Below are 19,024 nucleotides of genomic sequence, written 5' to 3'. Positions count from 1 at the left end.
CGATGTATCAGAAGGACGGTCAGAAGTATTTCATCGTCGATGGGCACGTGCACATCTGGGACGGCCGCGCGTCGAACCAGAAGAACGTGCACGGCAAGCAGTTCATCGACTGCTTCTACGACTACCACAAGAACCTCAGCCCCGAAGAGGTCGTGTGGGACTACGACACCTACACGTACTACGGCAGCGAACGCTTCGAGCGCGACCTCTTCGTGGACGGATACGTCGACCACGCGATCTTCCAGGCCACCCTGCTCAGCGACTTCTACCACAACGGATTCGGACAGACGGACGAAGCGCTCGCCCTGGTCGCCAAGAATCCCGGCAAGCTCACCTACAACCACGCCTACGACCCGCGCCACGAGGAGGCCGGTCTCGAACAGCTCCGCAGGGACGCGGACCGGATGAACCTGCAGGGCGTCAAGCTCTACACCGCCGAATGGCACGGCGACTCCCGCGGCTACAAACTCGACGACCCGTGGTCGCGGCGCTATCTCGAAGAGTGCATCACGCTGGGAATCAAGAACATTCACGTTCACAAGGGCCCGACGATCCGTCCCCTCGACCGCGACGCGTTCGACGTTTCCGACGTCGACAAGGTCGCCACCGACTACCTGGACCTGCGATTCGTCGTCGAGCACGTGGGTCTGCCGCGGCTCGAGGACTTCTGCTGGATCGCCACCCAGGAGTCGAACGTGTACGGCGGTCTGGCAGTGGCGTTGCCGTTCATCCACACCCGGCCCCGCTATTTCGCCCAGATCATCGGCGAACTGCTCTACTGGATCGGCGAGGACAAGATCCTGTTCGGCAGCGACTACGCGCTGTGGACACCGAAGTGGCTGATCGAGAGGTTCGTCGACTTCCAGATCCCCGAGGACATGCAGAGCGAGTACGCCCCGATCACCGTGGAGCAGAAACAGAAGATCCTCGGCCTCAACGCGGCAGCGCTGTACGACATCGACGTTCCCGCCGACCTGCAACTGGCCGAGCCGGCCGGGCAGGAAGGTGTGGAGGTCGCCGCCGGGGCGCGAGAGCCGGAATCCGTGCCGTCATGACCGCCGCCGTCGTCTGCACCGAACAGGACGTCCTGATGGCCCTGTCGACGGTCACCGACCCGGAACTGGACGAACCCATCACCGATCTCGGGTTCGTCCGGTCGGTCACCCTCGACGACGACGGGGTCACCGTGCACCTGCGGTTGCCCACCGCGTTCTGTTCGCCGAACTTCGCCTACCTCATGGCCTCCGATTCCCTCGACGCCCTGCGCCTGATCGAGGACATCGGTGAGGTGCGGGTGCTGCTCGACGACCATCACGACAGCGACAAGATCAACGCCGGCCTCGCCGCCGACGCCGGATACGTCGGGACGTTCGGTTCCGAGGCGGAGGACAGTCTGCACGAGTTGCGCCGAACGTTCCTGTCCAAGGCGCATGCCGCCGCGATGGAACGCTGCGTGGAGGCGCACCTGAAGACCACCGATCTGGGTGTGAACGAGATCTACCGGCTCACCCTCAGCGATCTCGCTTCGGGAAAGTCCAAGGCCGCGTTGCTGCGCCGCCGGATCGGCATCGGGTTGAGCATCTGCCCGGCCAGTCGGGTGTTCGTCGACGACGACGGCAAGCGGATCCCCCCGGAGTCGGTGCCGATGCGGCTGCGCTTCGCCAAATCGGTGCGCATCTCGATGGAGGGCAACGCCCACTTCTGCCGCGGACTGCTCGCCACCCGCTACGCCGACAGCGAATCCGTCGGCACCACACCGCGAATCATCAACGTCAGAACCAGGAGCCCGCGATGAAGGCCGTGCAAGTGGTGGGATACCACACCAAACTGCAGCTCACCGACATTCCCGAACCCACGGTCGAGGGCCCCCTCGACGTCGTCGTGCGCATCGGCGGCGCAGGTGTGTGCCGCACCGACCTGCACATCCTCGAGGGGCAGTGGGAGGAGAAATCCGGTGTCGCGCTGCCGTACACGATCGGCCACGAGAACGCCGGCTGGGTCCACGCCGTCGGCGATGCCGTCACCAACGTCGCGGTCGGCGACAAGGTGATCCTGCACCCCCTGATCACGTGCGGGCTGTGCCGGGCTTGCCGATTCGGTGACGACGTCCACTGCGAGAACAGCCAGTTCCCCGGTATCGATGTCAACGGCGGCTACGCCGAGTACCTGCGCACCACCGCCCGCAGCGTCGTGAAGATCGACGACACACTCGAACCGGCGGACGTCGCCGCACTCGCCGACGCCGGCCTGACCGCGTACCACGCGGTTGCCAAGGCCGCGAACACGACCCGGCCCGGGGACGTCTGCGTGGTGATCGGGGCCGGCGGCCTCGGCCACATCGGCATCCAGGTCCTCAAAGCCATCTCCGGCGTCACCGTCGTCGTGCTCGACCGCAACCCCGCAGCCGTCGAACTGGCCGTGAAGATCGGCGCCGACCACGGCATCGTCGCCGACGGCACCCACATCCAGCAGGTACTCGACCTCACCGGCGGACACGGCGCCGAGGCTGTCGTCGACTTCGTCGGCGAAGGCGGCGCCACCCGCGAAGGCATCGCGATGCTGCGCCGCGCCGGGAACTATTACGTCGTCGGATACGGCGAGAACATCGACGTCCCGACCATCGATGTGATCTCCACCGAGATCAACTTCATCGGAAACCTCGTCGGCTCCTACAACGACCTCCAAGAGCTCATGACCCTTGCCGCCCAGGGCAAGGTCACGTTGCACACAACCCGGTACCGGCTCGAGGACTTCCAGCAAGCCCTCGACGATCTCGATGCCGGGCGGGTGCGCGGCCGGGCGATTCTCGTCCCGTAACACGCCGCATTCTCCGCACAAGGAAAAGTAGGAAAGGACCATCAGCCATGGCAAAAGAGCTGCGGTACAACACGGACGCCCGAGCCCGACTCGAACACGGCGTCAACGCCCTCGCCGACGCGGTCAAGGTGACCCTCGGCCCCAAGGGGCGCAACGCGGTGCTCGAGAAACTCACCGGGCCGCCGACCATCACCAACGACGGCGTGACCATCGCGCGCGAGATCCAGCTCCGCGAACCGTTCGCGAACATGGGCGCCCAGCTGGTGAAGGAGGTGGCGATGAAGACCAACGGTGTCGTCGGCGACGGCACCACCACCGCAACCGTGCTCGCCCAGGCCATGGTCCGTGAGGGGCTGCGCTCCGTCGAGGCCGGAGCCAACCCCATGCGGGTCCGACGCGGCATCGAACGAGCCGTGTCCGTCGTCGTCGACTCCCTCCGCGAACAGGCCACCCAGATCGGCGGCCAGAGCGATCTGCAACGCATCGCGACGCTCGCCGCCAGCGACGACGACGTGATCGGACACGCCATCTCGAAGGCCGTCGACTACGTCGGCAAGTCCGGAGTCGTCACCACCGAGGAAAGCGACACCCTCGGGTTGTCCGTCGACATCGTCGACGGCATCGAGTTCGACCACGGCTACACCTCGGGATACATGGTCACCGACCCGGAGCGGATGGAAGCGGTCCACGCCGATCCGCTGATCCTGCTGACCAACAAGAAGATCACCCAGGTCCAGGAGATCATGCCGGCCGTCGAGGTCGCCAAGCGCGCCGACCGGCCGCTGGTGGTGCTCGCCGAGGAGGTCGACGGGCCGGCCCTGCAACTGCTCGTCGGCGGCAACATGCACAAGACGATGCAGTCGGTGGTCGTCCGGGCGCCCGGTTTCGGGCACCGCCGGGTCGCCGAACTCGAAGACCTCGCGGTGGCGCTCGGTGGGCACGTGATCGCCAAGGACACCGGGATCGAACTGTCCGAGGTCAGCGTCGAGCATCTCGGTTCGTGTGACCGGATCACGGTGACCGAGAACGAGACCACGATCGTGGGTGGCCACGGCGACCAGCGCCTACTCGACGCCCGCATCGCCCAGCTGGAGTCCCAGCTCGAGCGCGCCAAGATCGAGGCAGATCAGGAAAGCCTCGAACTGCGCATCGCCCGGCTCACCGGGAGGGTCGCCGTCATCCGCGTCGGCGGCGCGACCAGTGTCGAACTCAAGGAGCGGATGCTGCGCGTCGAGGACGCCCTGGCCGCGACCCGCGCGGCGGTGGAGGCAGGCATCGTCTCCGGCGGTGGCACCGCGCTGGCACAGTCACACCGGGCACTGGCCGACCTCGACCTGTCCGGAGACGAGGCCATCGGGTGCGACGTCGTACGGCGCGCCCTCGCCGAACCGCTGCGCTGGATCGCGATCAACGCCGGATTCGACGGCGACGACGTCGTCGAGGTGGTCGCCGGTCTGCCGCTCGGGCACGGGTTCAACGCGCTCACCGGTGAATACGGAGACATGTTCGACGACGGGGTGATCGACCCGTTCAAGGTCACCCGCGCCGCACTCGAAAGTGCGGCCTCGATCGCGGCACTGCTGATCACCACCGAAACCGCTGTGGTGGAGGAGATCATCGGCAATCCCGGCGCCATCATGGCGCCCGGCTTCGGCGATCTCGCCGAAGGCATGGTCCGCCCGTCGAACATCTACTGACGCAGCCGAGTGGGTCGCCGCCACGACCGTCTGACGAGGCGGTGACCCGCTCTCCCTGCTCGCGCAAGCCCACCCCTCCGGCGTCCGTATGTCCGAAAGAAAGTGAAGCATCGTGATTTTCATCGTGCTGAAGTTTAAGGTCCTCGACAAGCATCAGAACGACTGGCTGCTCGTCACCAAGGAGTTCACCGACGCGACCCGATCCGAACCGGGCAATCTGTGGTTCGAGTGGCACCGCAGCGCCGACGATCCCGCCGAATTCGTATTGATCGAGGCGTTCCGGGACGGGCAGGCCGGCTCCGACCACGTCGCCGCCGACCACTTCCGGAAGGGACTGGACGCGATGCGTCCCGCGCTGAGTGAGACACCGCGCATCATCCACACGGAGATACCGGGGGAGGACTGGTCGCGGATGGGAGAGCTGGAAGTCACGCAGGCCAAGGCATGACGGTCGTGACGGGCGGTCCCGTCGCGGATTTGATCGCGGAACTGGGCGACGCCGTGATGACCGACGGCGACACCATGATCTCCTACACCCGCGATCAGGCGTTACTCTGCCCGTCGGGGCTTCCGCTTGCCGTCGTCCGCGCCCGGACCGTCGACCATGTCGTCGCGACTCTGAAAACAGCGCACCGACATGGTATTCCGGTCGTGACGAGAGGTGCGGGCACCGGGCTGGCCGGCGGAGCCAACGCGGTCGACGGCTGCATCGTGCTGAGTACCGAGAAACTCGACCGGATCCTCGCCGTCGACGAACAGTCCCGCACCGCCACGGTCGAGGCGGGAGTGATCAACGGCGACCTCGCGGCCGCGGTGGCAGTACACGGACTGTGGTACGTCCCCGACCCCGGCAGTCGTGCCATCTCCACGATCGGCGGGAACCTCGCGACCAATGCCGGCGGGCCGTGCTGCGCAAAATACGGGGTCACCGGCGACCACGTCGCCCGGATCAAAGCGGTCCTCGCGGACGGACGCATCATCCACACCGGCGCTGCCACCCGCAAGAACGTGGCCGGCCTGAACCTCACGCAATTGTTGGTCGGGTCCGAGGGCACCCTGGCGGTGATCGTCGAGGCAACCGTGCGGCTGCGCCGGACCCCGGTGCACACGGCCACCGTCGTCGCCGCCTTCCCCGATACCGTCCAGGCGGTCGACGCGGTGCTGGCGATTCAGGCGGTGGCCGACCCGAGTCTGGTCGAACTCATGGACCGCACCACCATCGCGGCCGTCAACGACATGACCCGCATGGGTCTCGACGAGACGGCCGGAGCGCTGCTGCTGATCCAGTGCGACGGTGACGCCGCCGAGGCGGAAGCCCAGCGCAGCGCGGACGCCTGCCGCGCCGCCGCGGCCACCGAGTTGTACGTGAGCACCGACGCCGCCGAAGGTGACGCCCTCATGCAGGCGCGCCGTGTGGCGCTGACCGCCCTGGAACGCCGCGGCAGCACCCTGCTCGACGACTTGGCCGTGCCGGTCCCCCGGCTACCGCACATGCTCGACGCCATTACCCGGATCGCCGATCGCCACCGCCTGCTCATCGGTACGTTCGGGCACGCCGCCGACGGGAACCTCCACCCCACGATCGTGTTCGACGCGGCCGACCCCGACGCCGCCGACCGGGCCCATCGGGCCTTCGACGAGATGGTGACGCGATGTCTGGCGCTGGGCGGATCGATCACTGGCGAGCACGGCGTCGGCAGCCTCAAACGCCGCTACCTCGAACCCATGATCGGCTCGGTGGAGAGATCCCTGATGTCAGGAATCAAGGCGGCGTTCGACCCGACCGGAATTCTGAACCCGGGCCGCGCGATATGACGACCACGGCCCTGCATCCGCCCCACCCCGCGACGAAAGGCCCCGACCATGACAGCGCACCCCGGACGGCGGCGCGGCCGTCCCCGCACTCAACCCGGCCCTCCTCCGGTTCCGGGCACCCTCACGCCGGCCGACCTCGCGAGCGTCCTCGAAGTACTGACCGGTACCCGGGCGCCGGTCGAACACCCCCCGACGGACCGTCTCATATTGAGACGCGTCTCACATCGAGACGACGTACGCTCAGGTTCATAGACCTGTGGAGAAACGGGGCGTAAACACGGCATGACCACCAAGGACCTGCAGAAGGCGCGGGAGTTGTTTCTCGCCGACAACGATCTCGACAGCTCCGTTCGCCAACCCATCTCGTTCTCCTGGCAACGATCGAAGTCGCTCGAGGTGAGCCCTGATCAACTCGACCTCCCGTTCGTCCGAGAGCCGAATCTGGACTGTCCTCTCGTCGCGGCTGCCGAACCCGTGTTGCGACAACTCGCGGACGGCCTGGTCGACGAACCGGTCAGCGTGATCCTGACGTCGGCTGACGGAGTGATCCTGACCAGGATCACCGCCAGCCGGCAACTCAATCGCACCCTCGACGACGTCCAACTGATACCCGGTTACAGCTACTCGGAAGAGTTCGCCGGCACCAACGGCATCGGCACGACCCTGGAGACGCGCCAGCCCACCCTCGTCACGGGTGCCGAACACTATGCCGGCTGCCTCGGGCAACTGGCCTGCGCGGGTGTCCCGATCACCCATCCGATGTCCGGCACTCTCGTGGGGGCACTCGATCTCACCGGCTGGGTAGAGGACGGGGGCCCGTTGCTGGCCACGCTCGCCAAATCCGCCACGGCTCAGATCGAAGGCCGTCTCCTGGCGCAGGCCAGCGCCGACCAGACCTCGTTGCTCAACGCGTATCTCAAGGCGTGCCGCCGATCGCCGCAGACCGGGGTGCTGGCGCTCGGAGACGATGTCGTCCTCGTCAACCGGCGACTTCGCGTGGCGCTGGACGCCCTGGATCAGGCAGCGCTACTCGAACACGCCGTCGACCTGAGCAGCGTCAACGCCGCCTATCGGCATATCGTCGCCCTGCCGAGCGGTCAGACGGCCAGGTTGTCCTCGATCGAGGACTTCGGGCTCGGAGCCCGCAGGCCGATGGCCTTGTTCTACGTACATCTCCTCGACGTCCCCACGTCATCTGTCGCCTCCGCACTGGCAAGCACCGTGCTTCCCGGCGTCACCGGCACCAGCGCGTCCTGGCGCCGCACCTGCCAGCAGATCGCCCGCTGCGCACGCGAGCAGCAGTGGGTCATCGTGTCGGGTGAGCCCGGAAGTGGGCGCGGAGCCGCTCTCAAAGCTGTTGCCGTCGAGCATATTCCCATTCGAACCCGGATCTTCACGGCAGCCGAACTCGCCGACGACGGCGCCGCGCTGCCGGCCCTCGAACAGGAACTCGACCAGGAACGATTCAGCGTGATCCTGCGCGACATCGACCTGCTCAGCGAGCCACAGCAGCGGGTTGTCGCCGACCTGATCCAAGGGCGCGAACATGCCGGCTGGGTCGGCGCGACCATCGGCGGCACCGATCACAGCACCGATCTCGATGCACTGCTCCTTCCCCACTTCAGCCACACCGTCACGATGCCGGCCCTGCGGCATCGCATCGACGATCTGCACAGTCTGGTACCGCATCTGCTACGACAACTCGGTCGCGGCGCGGAGCTGTCCCTCTCGCCTGCGGCAATGCGCCAACTCTGCAAGTACAGCTGGCCCGGAAACGTCACCGAACTCCGGCAGGTCCTGCACGAGGTCGTCCAACGTCAGCGCTCCGGTGTCGTCGAAGTCGAGCAGCTGCCCCCGATGTGCAGGGCCCTGAGCCGGCACACCCTCACCCAGATCGAAGCGCTCGAACGCGACGCTATCGTGCGCAGCCTCGAGGAGAACCACGGCAACAAGAAAGCCGCGGCAACAGCTCTCGGCATCTCGCGTGCCACGATCTACCGCAAGATCAAGGAATTCGGCATCGACGTCTGACGCGCCGTTCGTCATCCTCCGTTCGTGTCAGGAAATGAGACAGTCATCGCGCCGCCGACGGCGGAACATGAGGTCAGACAGACAAACCCACGCGGATCTCGACTCGTCGAGGAGCAATCTCCTTCGGGTACAAATCCGCGGCCGGAGTGGACTAGGACGACCCATGAACACGAATCCGTCTGGCGCAGTGACCCACTCGGAATCGCGCTGCAAGACCGCTCGCGTGTGGCTGGTCGCCGGGCTGGCGCACACGTCCGAACCCGCCGACCGTCCCGCCGTACGTGACGATCTGATGCGAACCTGGGTTCCGGAGCCGGGCAGCGGCTACCGCACTCCCGACGGCCGGCGTCGCACGACGTGGGCGCAACTGCATTCCCGGTTCGATCTCGTCGAGGTGACCCCGTGACAACTCCCTGCACGATCCGGCAGGCCCCGCGCCTTCGCCACGCGACACTGAGTGATCAACTCGCGCGGGAGGACGCCGCCGAGGACGCGCAGCGCCTATCCCCGGACGACCGCACGACGTGTCCGTTGCACCGGCGGTGGATCCACCAGTGCGTCGCGTCGCCGGTCCACGTCAACGCAATCACCCGGCACCGCTGGTGCCGTCGATGCGGCGTGCCGCTCACGGTGACCGTGGACGAGGTGGCACGGACGGTCGCGATGGTCTGCCCGGCCTGCGGTGACGGTGGCAGCCCCGCCACCGCGCGTCTGGTGGTCGCCTGTCGTGCCAGCTTGGGCTTCGCCCCGTGAGTACTTATTAACCGCCCGTAGTTAACAAGTACTCACGGGCGCGGAGCGCATGGCGGGGAGGGCCGCGGAGGCGAGGAGGACCACGGCCATCCCCGCCCACTGAGCTGGGGACAGTTGCTCGCCCAGCAGGACCTGTGCGGCGAGCACCCCGACCACCGGTTCGAGCAGTCCGAGGAGGGCGACGGACGCGGATCCGAGTGCGCGCACGGCGATGAAGGAGCAGCCGATTCCGATGGGCATCAGGAGGAGTCCCTGGACCAGGATGGACCCCCACCCGCTGGGTGCGAACGTCCAGGACTGTCCGTCGACGACGGCGATCGCGCCGGTGGCGATTCCGGCGCCGAGTGATGCGAGTGCGCCCGCGGCGACGGGGCTGACCTGGTGCACCCATCGTTCCCCGACCACCAGGTACAGCGCGTACCCGGCGGCGCTGAGGAGGGCGAGCACGGCCCCGTTCACGGCGACCGCGGAGGCGCCGGCGCCCGCGACGAGTGCGATGCCGCCGGACATCGCGACGGCCAGCACCAGCTGACCGCGGTTGATCCTGTTCCGGGTGACCACCCAGACGAGTGCCATCACGAACAGCGGGTAGATGTGGACGATCACGACCGCGATCTGGGCGCCGGTGACCCGCACTGCCGCGAAGAAACACAGCAACTGGATGCCGAAGAGTGGGCCGCAGATGCAGCACAGTCCGACGGCGGACTTCCCGGTGACGCCCTTCAGCCTTCCGGTGGACCAGGCGAGAAGGAACAGCAGTGCGGCGCCGACGAGGCTGCGGAGGCAGACGAGGACGGCCGGTGACACGCCGCCGGCGTAGCCGATCGCGGCGAACGTGGGGGTGAGTCCGTAGGCGATCGCGGAGGCGGCGCCGCATCCCCAGGCGACCGCACCGCCGCCGCGCGTCCGCCGTTCCGTGGAGCTAGCGACCATCGGCCCGAACGCGCCGGGCGGCCCGCGGAGGCCGGGTCACCATGTGCGCGGCGCGACCAGTTCGTCGTGGACGAACTGCACGAGTACCTCTTTCATCGCGGCGACGGTCATGTTCGGTGCGCCGGTGAGGACCTGGATGGCGGTTCCGTCGGTGAGCGCGGTCAGCCTCTGCGCGATGGTCTCCGGGTCGACGTCGGTGCGGAAGATGTCCTGCCGTTGTCCGCGCCGGACGATCTTGACGACGGTCTCGTGCCAGCGCGCGTAGTACGTGTTGTGGAACGGGCGGAGTTCGGGCCGAAGCGTGGCCTCGGCCCAGAACTGCAACCAGATGGACCACTCGTCGCGCAGTGGCCCGACTCGGGGCAACTGCATGTCGATCAAGCGGAGCAGTCGTTCGTGGGCGTTGTCGATCGCCTTCAGTTCGCGGCTCTGCCGGTCGAAGGCGTTGTCGATGGCGTGGCGGAGGGCGGCGGTCAGGACGTCGCTCTTGCCGGGGAAGTAGTAGTGCACCGCCCCGGTGCTGGTGCCGACGACCTGGGCGATGTCGGAGATGCGGACCGAGTGGTATCCGCGCTCGGCGATCAGTTGAGCCGCAGCATCGAGTATCGCCGTTCGGCGCGCGTCCTCGGTGAGTTGAGCGGTCACTGTCCCTCCTTCGATTGTCATCTGACTGATCCATCAAATCATACGACACAAACTGACGCATCAGTCAGACGACGGCTACCGGCCTCGAAAACGATCCGCAGCCGATCGCGAGCGGCATAACCGCAGCTAAACGCCACGAAACAATCGGGGACCACATCTGACCCTCGGATCAGTTTCGGCAAAAGCCTTGACATTTGTGGGCTGAATCACGGTATAACTGATGCATCAGTCAGACCCCCGTTGGTCGGAACCGTAGCGACGAGAGGCGAACGCTCGATGGAATGTGAGAACCCAGGTGGAGGCGCCGGGCAGGTGCTGCGACCCGACGTCCATCGCGGGCGGGTGGCACTGATCACCGGTGGAGGCACCGGGATAGGGCGCGCGATCGCACTGGACATGGCGCGGTGTGGAGCCGACGTAGTGATCAGCGGCCGCAGGCCCGAGCCCCTCGAGAAGACCGTCGCCGAGATCGAGGCACTGGGCGGACGGGCGCTCGCGGTGCCCGCGGACATTCGCGAAGAAGAGCAGGTGACCGCCCTGGTCGATCGGGCCCTGGAGCGGTTCGGCCGCATCGACATTCTGGTCAACAACGCCGGCGGTCAGTTCGCGGCGCCGGCCGAGGACATCACGAGCAAGGGGTGGCGCGCCGTTCACCGTCTCGCCGTCGACGCCACCTGGGCGGTCACCCGGGAGGTCGCCGTCCGCGCGATGATTCCGCAGCGGTCGGGATGCATCTTCTTCATGGCGTTCTCCCCGCGCCGGGGAATCGCATCGATGGTCCACGCGACGTCGGCCCGCGCGGCCCTGGAAAACCTCGCCTCCGGACTGTCGCTGGAGTGGAGCCGGTACGGAATCCGGTCGATCTGCATCGCCCCCGGCACCATCGCGACGGAGGGCATGGAGGAGAACTACACGGAAGAGGCCCGCGCGCAGTGGACGTCCGCGGTGCCGCTCGGACGCCTGGGCACGGCCGAGGACGTGTCCGGGGTCGTCACGTTCCTCGCCTCGCCCGCAGGCAGTTACGTCACCGGGACCACGCTGGTGATCGACGGCGGCGCCGACGCCTGGGGCGCCGGCCATCCCGCACCGAAGGTCGAGGAGACCCGATGAGCACGATCACCGGCCGCGACCTCACGGCACTGTTCGATCCGCGGTCGGTCGCCGTCCTCGGTGCGAGCAACGACGAAACCAAGTACGGCAACTGGATCAGCGTCCAGGCGCTCCGGATGACCGGCCACCGGTCGGTCCACCTCGTCAACCGGCGCGGCGAGCGCATTCTCGGTCAGCCGTCGCTCCGGAGCCTGTCGGAACTCGACGAACGAGTCGACCTCGTTGTGATCACCGTGCCGGCACAGGGTTTCGAGGAGGCCGTCGACGACGCCCTCGCAGCCGGCGCCACCGCAATCGTCGGCGTCACCGCCGGTTTCGCCGAACTCGGCGCTGCCGGAAAGGCGGTGCAGGATCGGGTGGTGGCGCGGGTGCGGGAGGCCGGCGCGGTCCTCCTCGGTCCGAACTGCCTGGGCGTGCTGGACTCGAGCACCGCGCTGACGCTGGCGTCGAACCCGCTGCCCGCCGGAAGGGTCGCGCTGCTCTCCCAGAGCGGCAATATGGCACTCGAACTCAGCCAGTTCCTCGAGGCCCGCGGACACGGGTTCTCCCGGTTCGCCTCGCTGGGGAACCAGGCTGATCTCGGCGCCGCCGACCTCATCCGGTCGTGCGTCGAGCACGACGACACCGAACTCATCGCCGTGTACTGCGAGGACTTCGGCGACGGGCGGGCGTTCGTCGATGCCGCCGCTCAGGCGTCGCGGGCCGGGAAGCCGGTGCTGCTGCTGACGGTGGGCGGCAGCGAGGCCTCCATCCGCGGGGCGCAGTCCCACACAGGATCGCTGACGTCCGACAGCGCGGTCATCGACGCGGCCTGCCGCGCGGCCGGGGTGTACCGGGTGTCGAGCCCGCGGCAACTCGCGGACGTCGCCGCGACCCTCCTCGGGTACGGACCCGCGGACGTGCGCCGGGTCGGTGTCGTCGCCGACGGCGGCGGGCACGCGGGTGTCGCGTCCGACGTGGTGGAGGCGGCCGGACTCACGGTTCCGGAGTTCCCCGCCGACATCAGCGGCGCGCTGCGCGAACTGTTGCCGCCGTCCGCAGGAGTGACCAATCCGGTCGACCTCGCGGGCGCCGGGGAACAGGACATCACCTCGTTCGTCTCCGTTCTCGACACCATCCTGCACAGCCCGGCGGTCGATTCCGTGCTTCTCACCGGATATTTCGGCGGCTACGGCAGCTACGGTGAGAACCTGGCGCGCAAGGAGATCGAGACCGCCCGAGCGATGGCGGAAACGGCTCGTGCCCACGGCAAACCGGTCGTCGTGCACACGATGCATCCCGACAGCGCCGCGGCGAGGGTGCTCGCCGACAGCGGGGTCCCGGTCTTCCGCGCGGTGGAGGACGCCGCCGGGGCGCTCGGCGTCATCGCCGAAACCACTGCGCCGCAGGATCAGGCGGGTACGGACAGTCTGCCGCCCGCGCCGGTGACCAGCGACGCGTACTGGGATTCGCGTGAACTGTTCCGCGGCGCCGGCGTCGAATTCCCCGCGGCGCGTCTGGTGCGGAACTGTGCGGAGGCGGTGGCGGCGGCCGAGGCCGTCGGATTCCCGGTGGTCCTGAAAGCGATGGGCCTGCTGCACAAGTCCGACTCCGGCGGGGTCGCCCTGGGTCTGGGGTCGGCGGAACAACTCGCCGACGCGTTCACCCGCATGGACGCCTCGCTCGGAGCGTCCGCCTACTGCGTCGAGGCGATGGCCGACCTGAGTGAGGGTGTCGAACTCATCGTCGGGGTCCAGACCGACCCGCGGTTCGGCCCCGTCGCCATGGTGGGTCTCGGCGGCATCTTCACCGAGGTCCTCGCCGACGTGTCCTTCGCGCTGGCGCCGGTCGACGCGGAGACCGCCCGCGGCCTGCTCGACAACTTGCGGGCGTCCGCTCTGCTCCGAGGGGTGCGCGGCAGGCCGCCGATCGACATCGACGCGGCCGCGGACGCCATCGCCGCGATCACCGCCGTGGCCACCGCGCATCCCGAGATCGCGGAACTCGAGATCAACCCCCTGCTCGTCACCCCGAAGCAAGCCCTCGGACTAGACGCGCGCATCGTCCTGAACTCATCGAACACCAACTGACACAAGGAAGTTCTGAACCATGGAATTCGCATACAGCCCCCGCCTCGCCGACCTCAAGGAGCGCGCCCGCGCCCTGACCGACACGATCATGCAGTTCGAGGACGAGTGCGAACGCAACAACGGGATCTCCGACGAATCCCACGCCACCATCAAGGCGGCCGTCCTCGCAGCGGGACTTCAGGCGATCAACACCCCCGTCGAATACGGCGGAGCCGGACTGACGGTGCTCGAGCAGGCCGTCGTGCAGGACGAACTCGGCAAGCTCACCAATGCGCTGTGGGACACGGTGTGGCGGCCGGCGAACCCGCTGACCCACGCGACCCCCGAGCAGCGGGAGCGGTACCTGATTCCCGGCGCCCGCGGTGACCGCCGCGACGCCGTCGCCATCTCCGAGGCCAACGCCGGTTCGGACTTCTCCGCGGCGAGCACCACCGCGACCCCCGACGGCAACGGCGGATACATCATCAACGGCGAGAAGTGGTTCGTCACGGTCGGTGACGTCGCCGACTACCTCATCGTGCTGGCCAACGTCGAACCCGACAACGCCGCAACGATTTTTCTGATCGACGTCGACACCCCGGGCGTGAAGATCAAGCACATCCCCCGCTACACGCACACGTTCGTCTACGAGCACCCCGAGTTCACGTTCGAGAACGTGCGAGTCGGCGCGGACGCCGTGCTCGGCGGCATCGGGCAGGGCCACGACCTCACCCGTGACTGGTTCACGGAGGAGCGGTTGATGATCGGCGCACGCACGATCGGTGCGGCCGAGCGGGCGCTGACCCTGGCCGTCGACTGGGCGCGGGAGCGGGTGCAGGGCGGCGAGCCGCTGATCAACCGGCAGCTGATCCAGGGCATGATCGCCGATTCCGTTGTGGACATCACCACCAACCGGGCGCTCACCCACCAGGTGGCATGGGAGTTCGACCAGGCCGACCCGAACGATGCCGATCTGCGAAAGACCCTGCACGCCAAGGCTGCGACCGTGAAGCTCGCCGCGTCCGAGGCATCGAACCGGGTGGTCGACCGGGCCGTCCAGATCTTCGGCGGCCGCGGCTACATCCGCGACTACCCCGTCGAGCGGCTGTGGCGCGAACTGCGCGTCGACCGCATCTGGGAGGGCACGTCGGAGATCCAGCGCCTGGTCATCGCGAACGAGGCCAACAAGCGGGGTCTCGAGAACCTGCTGTCCTTCCGCTACGAGGCCGGGGAGAAGTAACACGATGCCGACCGAGAACACCGGAACCGTCGACGTGCGCCGGGACGGCGACGTCGCCGTCGTCACCCTGCGGCGCGAACGGAAGCGGAATGCGCTGTCCACGCACATGGAAGCCGCGCTGCTCGCCGCGCTGGGCTCACCCGAGGTGAAGTCCAGTCGGGCCGTGGTCGTCACCGGGGGCGACTCGGTGTTCTCGGCCGGCGCGGACGTCACCGAACTGCGGGAGATGACGCCGGAGGCGATCGCCGAGTACTACCGGACCTCCGGGTCGGTGTACGAGGCGCTCGCGGCGCTCCCGCAGCCCACGGTGTCCGCGATCACCGGCTACTGCCTCGGCGGCGGCCTCGAACTGGCCCTCGCGACCGACATCCGGGTCGCCGATCCGGCCGCGGTCTTCGGGTTCCCGGAGATCGGCATCGGGATCCTCCCCAGCTCCGGCGGCGTCACCCGCATCATCCGCATCGCCGGTGCCGGCCGTGCCCGCGACCTCGTGCTGCGCGGTCGGCGCTTCGATCACGCGGACGCCGAACGCTGGGGCGTCGTCAGCGAGATCGCCCCTCCGGCGGAGCACGTGAAGCAGGCATTGAGCATCGCGCACGAACTCGCGGCGTATTCGCCTCTGGCGCTGAGCATCACCAAGCAGGTGCTGGACGTCAGCGCGGACGCCCCGCACCACGCGTCGCTGCTGCTCGAGCAGCTCGCCTACTCGGCGCTGAACAAGACAACCCCTTAGCGGTTCCGGCCGAGTGCGGCCGACTCGACCGCCACCCCGAGGGTGACGGCACCAATCTACGTAGTGGAGACGACATGAGTTCCTTCGACGTGATGGACAGACCCGCCAAACGCGGGTTCCACACCAAGCTCCTGATCGCGTGCTGTGGCGGACCATTCCTGGACGGGTACGTCATGAGCATCATCGGCGTGGCCCTGCTCGGCGTGCACGAGCAGCTACACCCGACGACGGCCGAGGCCGGGTTGATCGGTGCGGCCTCGCTGATCGGTATCTTCTTCGGCGCCACCGTGTTCGGCTTCCTCACCGACCGGGTGGGCAGGGAGAAGATGTACGCCCTCGACCTGGTGGTGCTGGTCGTCGCATGCGTGCTGTCGGTGTTCGTGCAGTTGCCGTGGCAGCTGATCGTGCTGCGGTTCGTCATCGGCGCGGCCATCGGCGCGGACTACCCCATCGCCACCTCGCTCCTCACCGAGTTCACTCCGACCCGCAAGCGCGGCGCGATGGTCGGGATGTCCGCCGTCGCATGGTCGGCGGGTGCCGTCGCCGCCTACGTGGTCGGGGCGCTCGTCGTCGGGATCTCCGGCGGCAACGACCACTGGCGTCTGCTGCTCGCGTCGAGTGCGGTCCTGGGTCTGATCGTGATCCTCGTGCGGCGCGGAATCCCGGAGTCGCCGCGGTGGCTCCTGAAGAACGGCCGGGTCGCGGACGCCGAGGCCGTGGTCGAGCAGATCTACGGGGAGAAGCTGGATCTGAGCACGGTCACCGTCGAAGACACCGCCGACAAGCCGAAGGCCGACATCGGGATCTACTTCCGGGGCCAGTATCTCGCCCGGCTGATCATGTGCAGCGCCCTGTATCTGGCGGTCGTCACCCCGCTCTACGCGCTGCTGACGTTCCTGCCCACGATCCTGTCCGGATTCTCGATCTCCGGCGACGGTTCCGCGGGGCTGATCGTCGAGACCGTCATCATCGGACTCATCGTCGCCGGATCCATTCCCGCGCTGTTCCTGGTCGAGAAGTGGGGCCGGCGCCCGATCGCGGTGATTCCGTTGGCGCTGATGGTGATTCCGCTGGCCGGGTTGTGGTTGTGGGCGGACGGGCCGCTGTGGTTCATCGTCGCCGCGTTCTGCGCGTACGCGTTCATCTCCGGCGGTCCGAGCATCCTGGTGTGGATCTACCCCAACGAGCTCTTCCCCACGGAGTTCCGGGCCACGGCCGTGGGCATCGCCACCGCCGTCAGCCGGTTCGGCGCCGCGACCGGCACGTACCTGCTGCCGCTGAGCATCTCCTCGCTGGGCACCGGCACCACGATGCTGTTCGGCGCGGTCCTGACGGCGGTCGCGTTCGTGATCTGCTTCTTCATGTCGCCCGAAACGAAGGGCAAGTCGCTGGAGGAGGTGTCGTCCGTGTCCGCCGCGCCGGTGACGGCGACGAGCGCTCCGCGGACGGAGAAGCTGGAGGAGGCGTCCGCGCCGCGAACCTGACCGATCGCCTCCCTTCGCCCCTGCCGACGTTCGTTCCCGTCGGCAGGGGCGGACCCCTGTGCGGCCATCTCCCGCTGCCCGGGAGAAGGGTCTCCCCACCGGCGACGTGCTGCGCTACTCTCTCGGCTAGAACACGTTCTATTCGACCGAGGAGTCGCATCATGGCACCGTCCGCAGAAGACATCCGCAAGACCGTCGAGAGGTACATCGAGGCGGTGGCCACCGGGACCGCCGACGACGTCGTCGCGCTGTACGCCGACGGCGCCACCGTGGAGGACCCGGTGGGCACCGATCCGCGGACCTCGGTGGAATCCCTGCGCGAGTTCTACGGGGTGATCGAACCGCTGAAGCAGACCGGTGAACTCCTGACGCTGAAGATCGCCGGCAACTCGGCGGCGTTCCACTTCTCCCTCGTCACCGATCTCGGCGAGCAGAAGCTCGAGATCGCGCCGATCGACGTCATGACCTTCGACGACGAAGGCAAGATCACGTCGATGCGGGCGTTCTGGTCGCAGGAGGACATGATCACCAGCTGACCGACGGCCGGGCCGGCAACCACACCGCAATACGGCCCGGCCGATCGGCGACTGTGCCTACGATGGCGGGGTGGCCACCGACGATGCCGGGCCGGCTGCACGGCGTGCCCGACGCAGACGAGTCGTTCGAGCCGGTACGCGCCCCGGGCGCGCACCGCGTAGCTGGCTGGCGGTCCTCGGAGTCCTGACCGCGGCGGTGACCGTGGCGTGCTCCTCCGGTTCCGGGGGCAACCCCGACCCGATCGACCTCGATCGGGCCACCGACCAGGGGCAACTTCCGTGGACCGAGGTGCTGCTCCCGCCGCAGACACCGACGACGGTCCCGTTCGGCCCGCCCGGAACCGACCTGCCGGGTGAGCCCCGGGCCGCCGGTATCCGGGTGGTCGGTGACCGCGCCGGACTCTACGGCGGAAGCCCCGACCGCGTGCTCTGCGACCGGCAGCGCCTCGTCGACGACCTCGAGGGGGATCCCGCGAGGTTGGAGGCCTGGTCGAGTGTGTTCCAGGTCGACGACGTGCGCAATTACGTCCGGACCCTCACCCCCGTCCTGCTCCGCGCGGACACCCGCGTCACCAATCACGGCTTCGACGACGGCCACGCGACGGCATTCCAGTCGGTGCTCCAGGCCGGGACCATCGTGCTGATCGACGACCACGGCGTTCCCCGCGTCCGGTGCATGCGCGGCAGCCCGCTGCTGTCCCCGGTGGTGAACCAGGACGCGAAACTCGAGGGCGATCCGTGGCCGACGTTCCAGCAGGACCGGCTGTACGTCGTGCAGCCCTCCAACCTGGCGATGACCGAAGTGGCCGTGGTCGACCTGATGACCGGCGGATTGTCGTCGGTGCCGATCGGGTCCGGTCCGCAGCAGCCCGCGGAGCGTCCGAATCCGGTAGCCCCCGTGGAAGCCCAGGCGCCGGTGGTCGATTCGCCGCCCGCCGTGGTGCAGCAGGCCGCTCCCCGGCCCGCGCCTGTCCCCTCTCCGGAACCCGCGCCGGCGCCACCGCCGCCGCCACCTCCCCCGCCGCCGGCACCCGTCGCCGTGCCGCCGCCCGCACCCGAGCCGCCGGTGTACAACCCGCCGCCCGCTCCCGCGCCGGTGCCCGCTCCGCCGCAACAGATTCAGGTGCAGATACCGGGTCTGCCGCCGATCGTCATCCCGATCCCGAACTGACGCCCGGCTCC

Annotated in this window: 18 protein-coding genes; 16 read left to right on the top strand and 2 right to left on the bottom strand. The window is 68.1% G+C overall.

The annotated features are described in order from the left end of the window. Positions 1-2 precede the first annotated feature (2 nt). The 9 genes from ACFU5V_RS23305 (at position 3) to ACFU5V_RS23265 (ending at position 9,113) form a co-directional block, all read left to right on the top strand. Positions 3-1,055 (top strand): amidohydrolase family protein, encoded by a 1,053-nt coding sequence (locus ACFU5V_RS23305; protein WP_378437549.1) that lies wholly within the window; start codon positions 3-5, stop codon positions 1,053-1,055. Beyond that, positions 1,052-1,795, top strand: coding sequence for an iron-sulfur cluster assembly protein (locus ACFU5V_RS23300; protein ID WP_378437547.1), 744 nt, complete (start codon positions 1,052-1,054; stop codon positions 1,793-1,795). Before ACFU5V_RS23305 ends, ACFU5V_RS23300 begins: the two co-directional genes overlap by 4 nt. Beyond that, the gene (locus tag ACFU5V_RS23295) at positions 1,792-2,817 is read left to right on the top strand and encodes an NAD(P)-dependent alcohol dehydrogenase (protein ID WP_378437545.1); all 1,026 of its coding nucleotides are present in this window, start codon (positions 1,792-1,794) and stop codon (positions 2,815-2,817) included. The genes ACFU5V_RS23300 and ACFU5V_RS23295 overlap by 4 nt, the downstream gene beginning before the upstream one ends. Positions 2,818-2,864: 47 nt before the next feature. Further along, positions 2,865-4,514 carry a chaperonin GroEL gene (gene groL / locus ACFU5V_RS23290; RefSeq protein ID WP_378702250.1) on the top strand — a complete coding sequence of 550 codons (1,650 nt, stop codon included), beginning with the start codon at positions 2,865-2,867 and terminating at the stop codon, positions 4,512-4,514. Positions 4,515-4,626: 112 nt separating this feature from the next. After that, positions 4,627-4,962 (top strand): putative quinol monooxygenase, encoded by a 336-nt coding sequence (locus ACFU5V_RS23285; protein ID WP_378702248.1) that lies wholly within the window; start codon positions 4,627-4,629, stop codon positions 4,960-4,962. After that, positions 4,959-6,329, top strand: coding sequence for an FAD-binding oxidoreductase (locus ACFU5V_RS23280; protein ID WP_378702246.1), 1,371 nt, complete (start codon positions 4,959-4,961; stop codon positions 6,327-6,329). Before ACFU5V_RS23285 ends, ACFU5V_RS23280 begins: the two co-directional genes overlap by 4 nt. Before the next feature lie 282 nt (positions 6,330-6,611). Beyond that, the gene (locus ACFU5V_RS23275) at positions 6,612-8,360 is read left to right on the top strand and encodes a sigma-54-dependent Fis family transcriptional regulator (RefSeq protein ID WP_378437537.1); all 1,749 of its coding nucleotides are present in this window, start codon (positions 6,612-6,614) and stop codon (positions 8,358-8,360) included. A 163-nt stretch (positions 8,361-8,523) separates the two neighbouring features. Next, positions 8,524-8,766 carry a hypothetical protein gene (locus ACFU5V_RS23270; RefSeq protein ID WP_378702244.1) on the top strand — a complete coding sequence of 81 codons (243 nt, stop codon included), beginning with the start codon at positions 8,524-8,526 and terminating at the stop codon, positions 8,764-8,766. Beyond that, on the top strand, positions 8,763-9,113 hold the full coding sequence (locus ACFU5V_RS23265) for a hypothetical protein (RefSeq protein ID WP_378702242.1): 351 nt from the start codon (positions 8,763-8,765) through the stop codon (positions 9,111-9,113). The genes ACFU5V_RS23270 and ACFU5V_RS23265 overlap by 4 nt, the downstream gene beginning before the upstream one ends. A gap of 21 nt (positions 9,114-9,134) precedes the next feature. On the opposite strand, the gene ACFU5V_RS23260 is transcribed toward ACFU5V_RS23265, so the two are convergent. Further along, positions 9,135-10,046: a DMT family transporter gene (locus tag ACFU5V_RS23260; protein ID WP_378702240.1), complete on the bottom strand. Its 912-nt coding sequence runs from the start codon at positions 10,044-10,046 to the stop codon at positions 9,135-9,137. Positions 10,047-10,082: 36 nt separating this feature from the next. Beyond that, positions 10,083-10,712, bottom strand: a complete 630-nt coding sequence (locus ACFU5V_RS23255) for a TetR/AcrR family transcriptional regulator (protein WP_378702238.1) — start codon at positions 10,710-10,712, stop codon at positions 10,083-10,085. A gap of 255 nt (positions 10,713-10,967) precedes the next feature. Between ACFU5V_RS23255 and ACFU5V_RS23250 the strand changes: the two genes are divergently transcribed. From ACFU5V_RS23250 to ACFU5V_RS23220, 7 genes are all read left to right on the top strand, one after another. Beyond that, positions 10,968-11,801, top strand: a complete 834-nt coding sequence (locus ACFU5V_RS23250; RefSeq protein ID WP_378702236.1) for an SDR family NAD(P)-dependent oxidoreductase — start codon at positions 10,968-10,970, stop codon at positions 11,799-11,801. Further along, entirely contained in the window at positions 11,798-13,870 is a 2,073-nt protein-coding gene (locus ACFU5V_RS23245) for an acetate--CoA ligase family protein (RefSeq protein ID WP_378702234.1), read from the top strand. Before ACFU5V_RS23250 ends, ACFU5V_RS23245 begins: the two co-directional genes overlap by 4 nt. Positions 13,871-13,889: 19 nt before the next feature. Continuing rightward, the gene (locus tag ACFU5V_RS23240) at positions 13,890-15,089 is read left to right on the top strand and encodes an acyl-CoA dehydrogenase family protein (RefSeq protein ID WP_378702232.1); all 1,200 of its coding nucleotides are present in this window, start codon (positions 13,890-13,892) and stop codon (positions 15,087-15,089) included. Positions 15,090-15,093: 4 nt separating this feature from the next. Continuing rightward, on the top strand, positions 15,094-15,822 hold the full coding sequence (locus ACFU5V_RS23235) for an enoyl-CoA hydratase/isomerase family protein (RefSeq protein ID WP_378702230.1): 729 nt from the start codon (positions 15,094-15,096) through the stop codon (positions 15,820-15,822). Between the two features lie 74 nt (positions 15,823-15,896). After that, on the top strand, positions 15,897-17,306 hold the full coding sequence (locus ACFU5V_RS23230) for an MFS transporter (protein ID WP_378441700.1): 1,410 nt from the start codon (positions 15,897-15,899) through the stop codon (positions 17,304-17,306). A 161-nt stretch (positions 17,307-17,467) separates the two neighbouring features. Beyond that, a complete protein-coding gene (locus tag ACFU5V_RS23225; protein ID WP_378441757.1) occupies positions 17,468-17,842 on the top strand; it encodes a nuclear transport factor 2 family protein in 375 nt (124 codons plus the stop codon). 70 nt (positions 17,843-17,912) lie between these two features. Then, on the top strand, positions 17,913-19,013 hold the full coding sequence (locus ACFU5V_RS23220) for a DUF6777 domain-containing protein (protein WP_378441759.1): 1,101 nt from the start codon (positions 17,913-17,915) through the stop codon (positions 19,011-19,013). Positions 19,014-19,024 lie beyond the last annotated feature (11 nt).

The sequence above is a fragment of the Rhodococcus sp. NPDC057529 genome, from assembly GCF_042802055.1.
In the GTDB taxonomy this organism is placed as follows: domain Bacteria; phylum Actinomycetota; class Actinomycetes; order Mycobacteriales; family Mycobacteriaceae; genus Rhodococcus_F.
The sequence above is the reverse complement of the archived record's forward strand: the minus strand, read 5'-3'. Positions and strand labels throughout refer to the sequence as shown.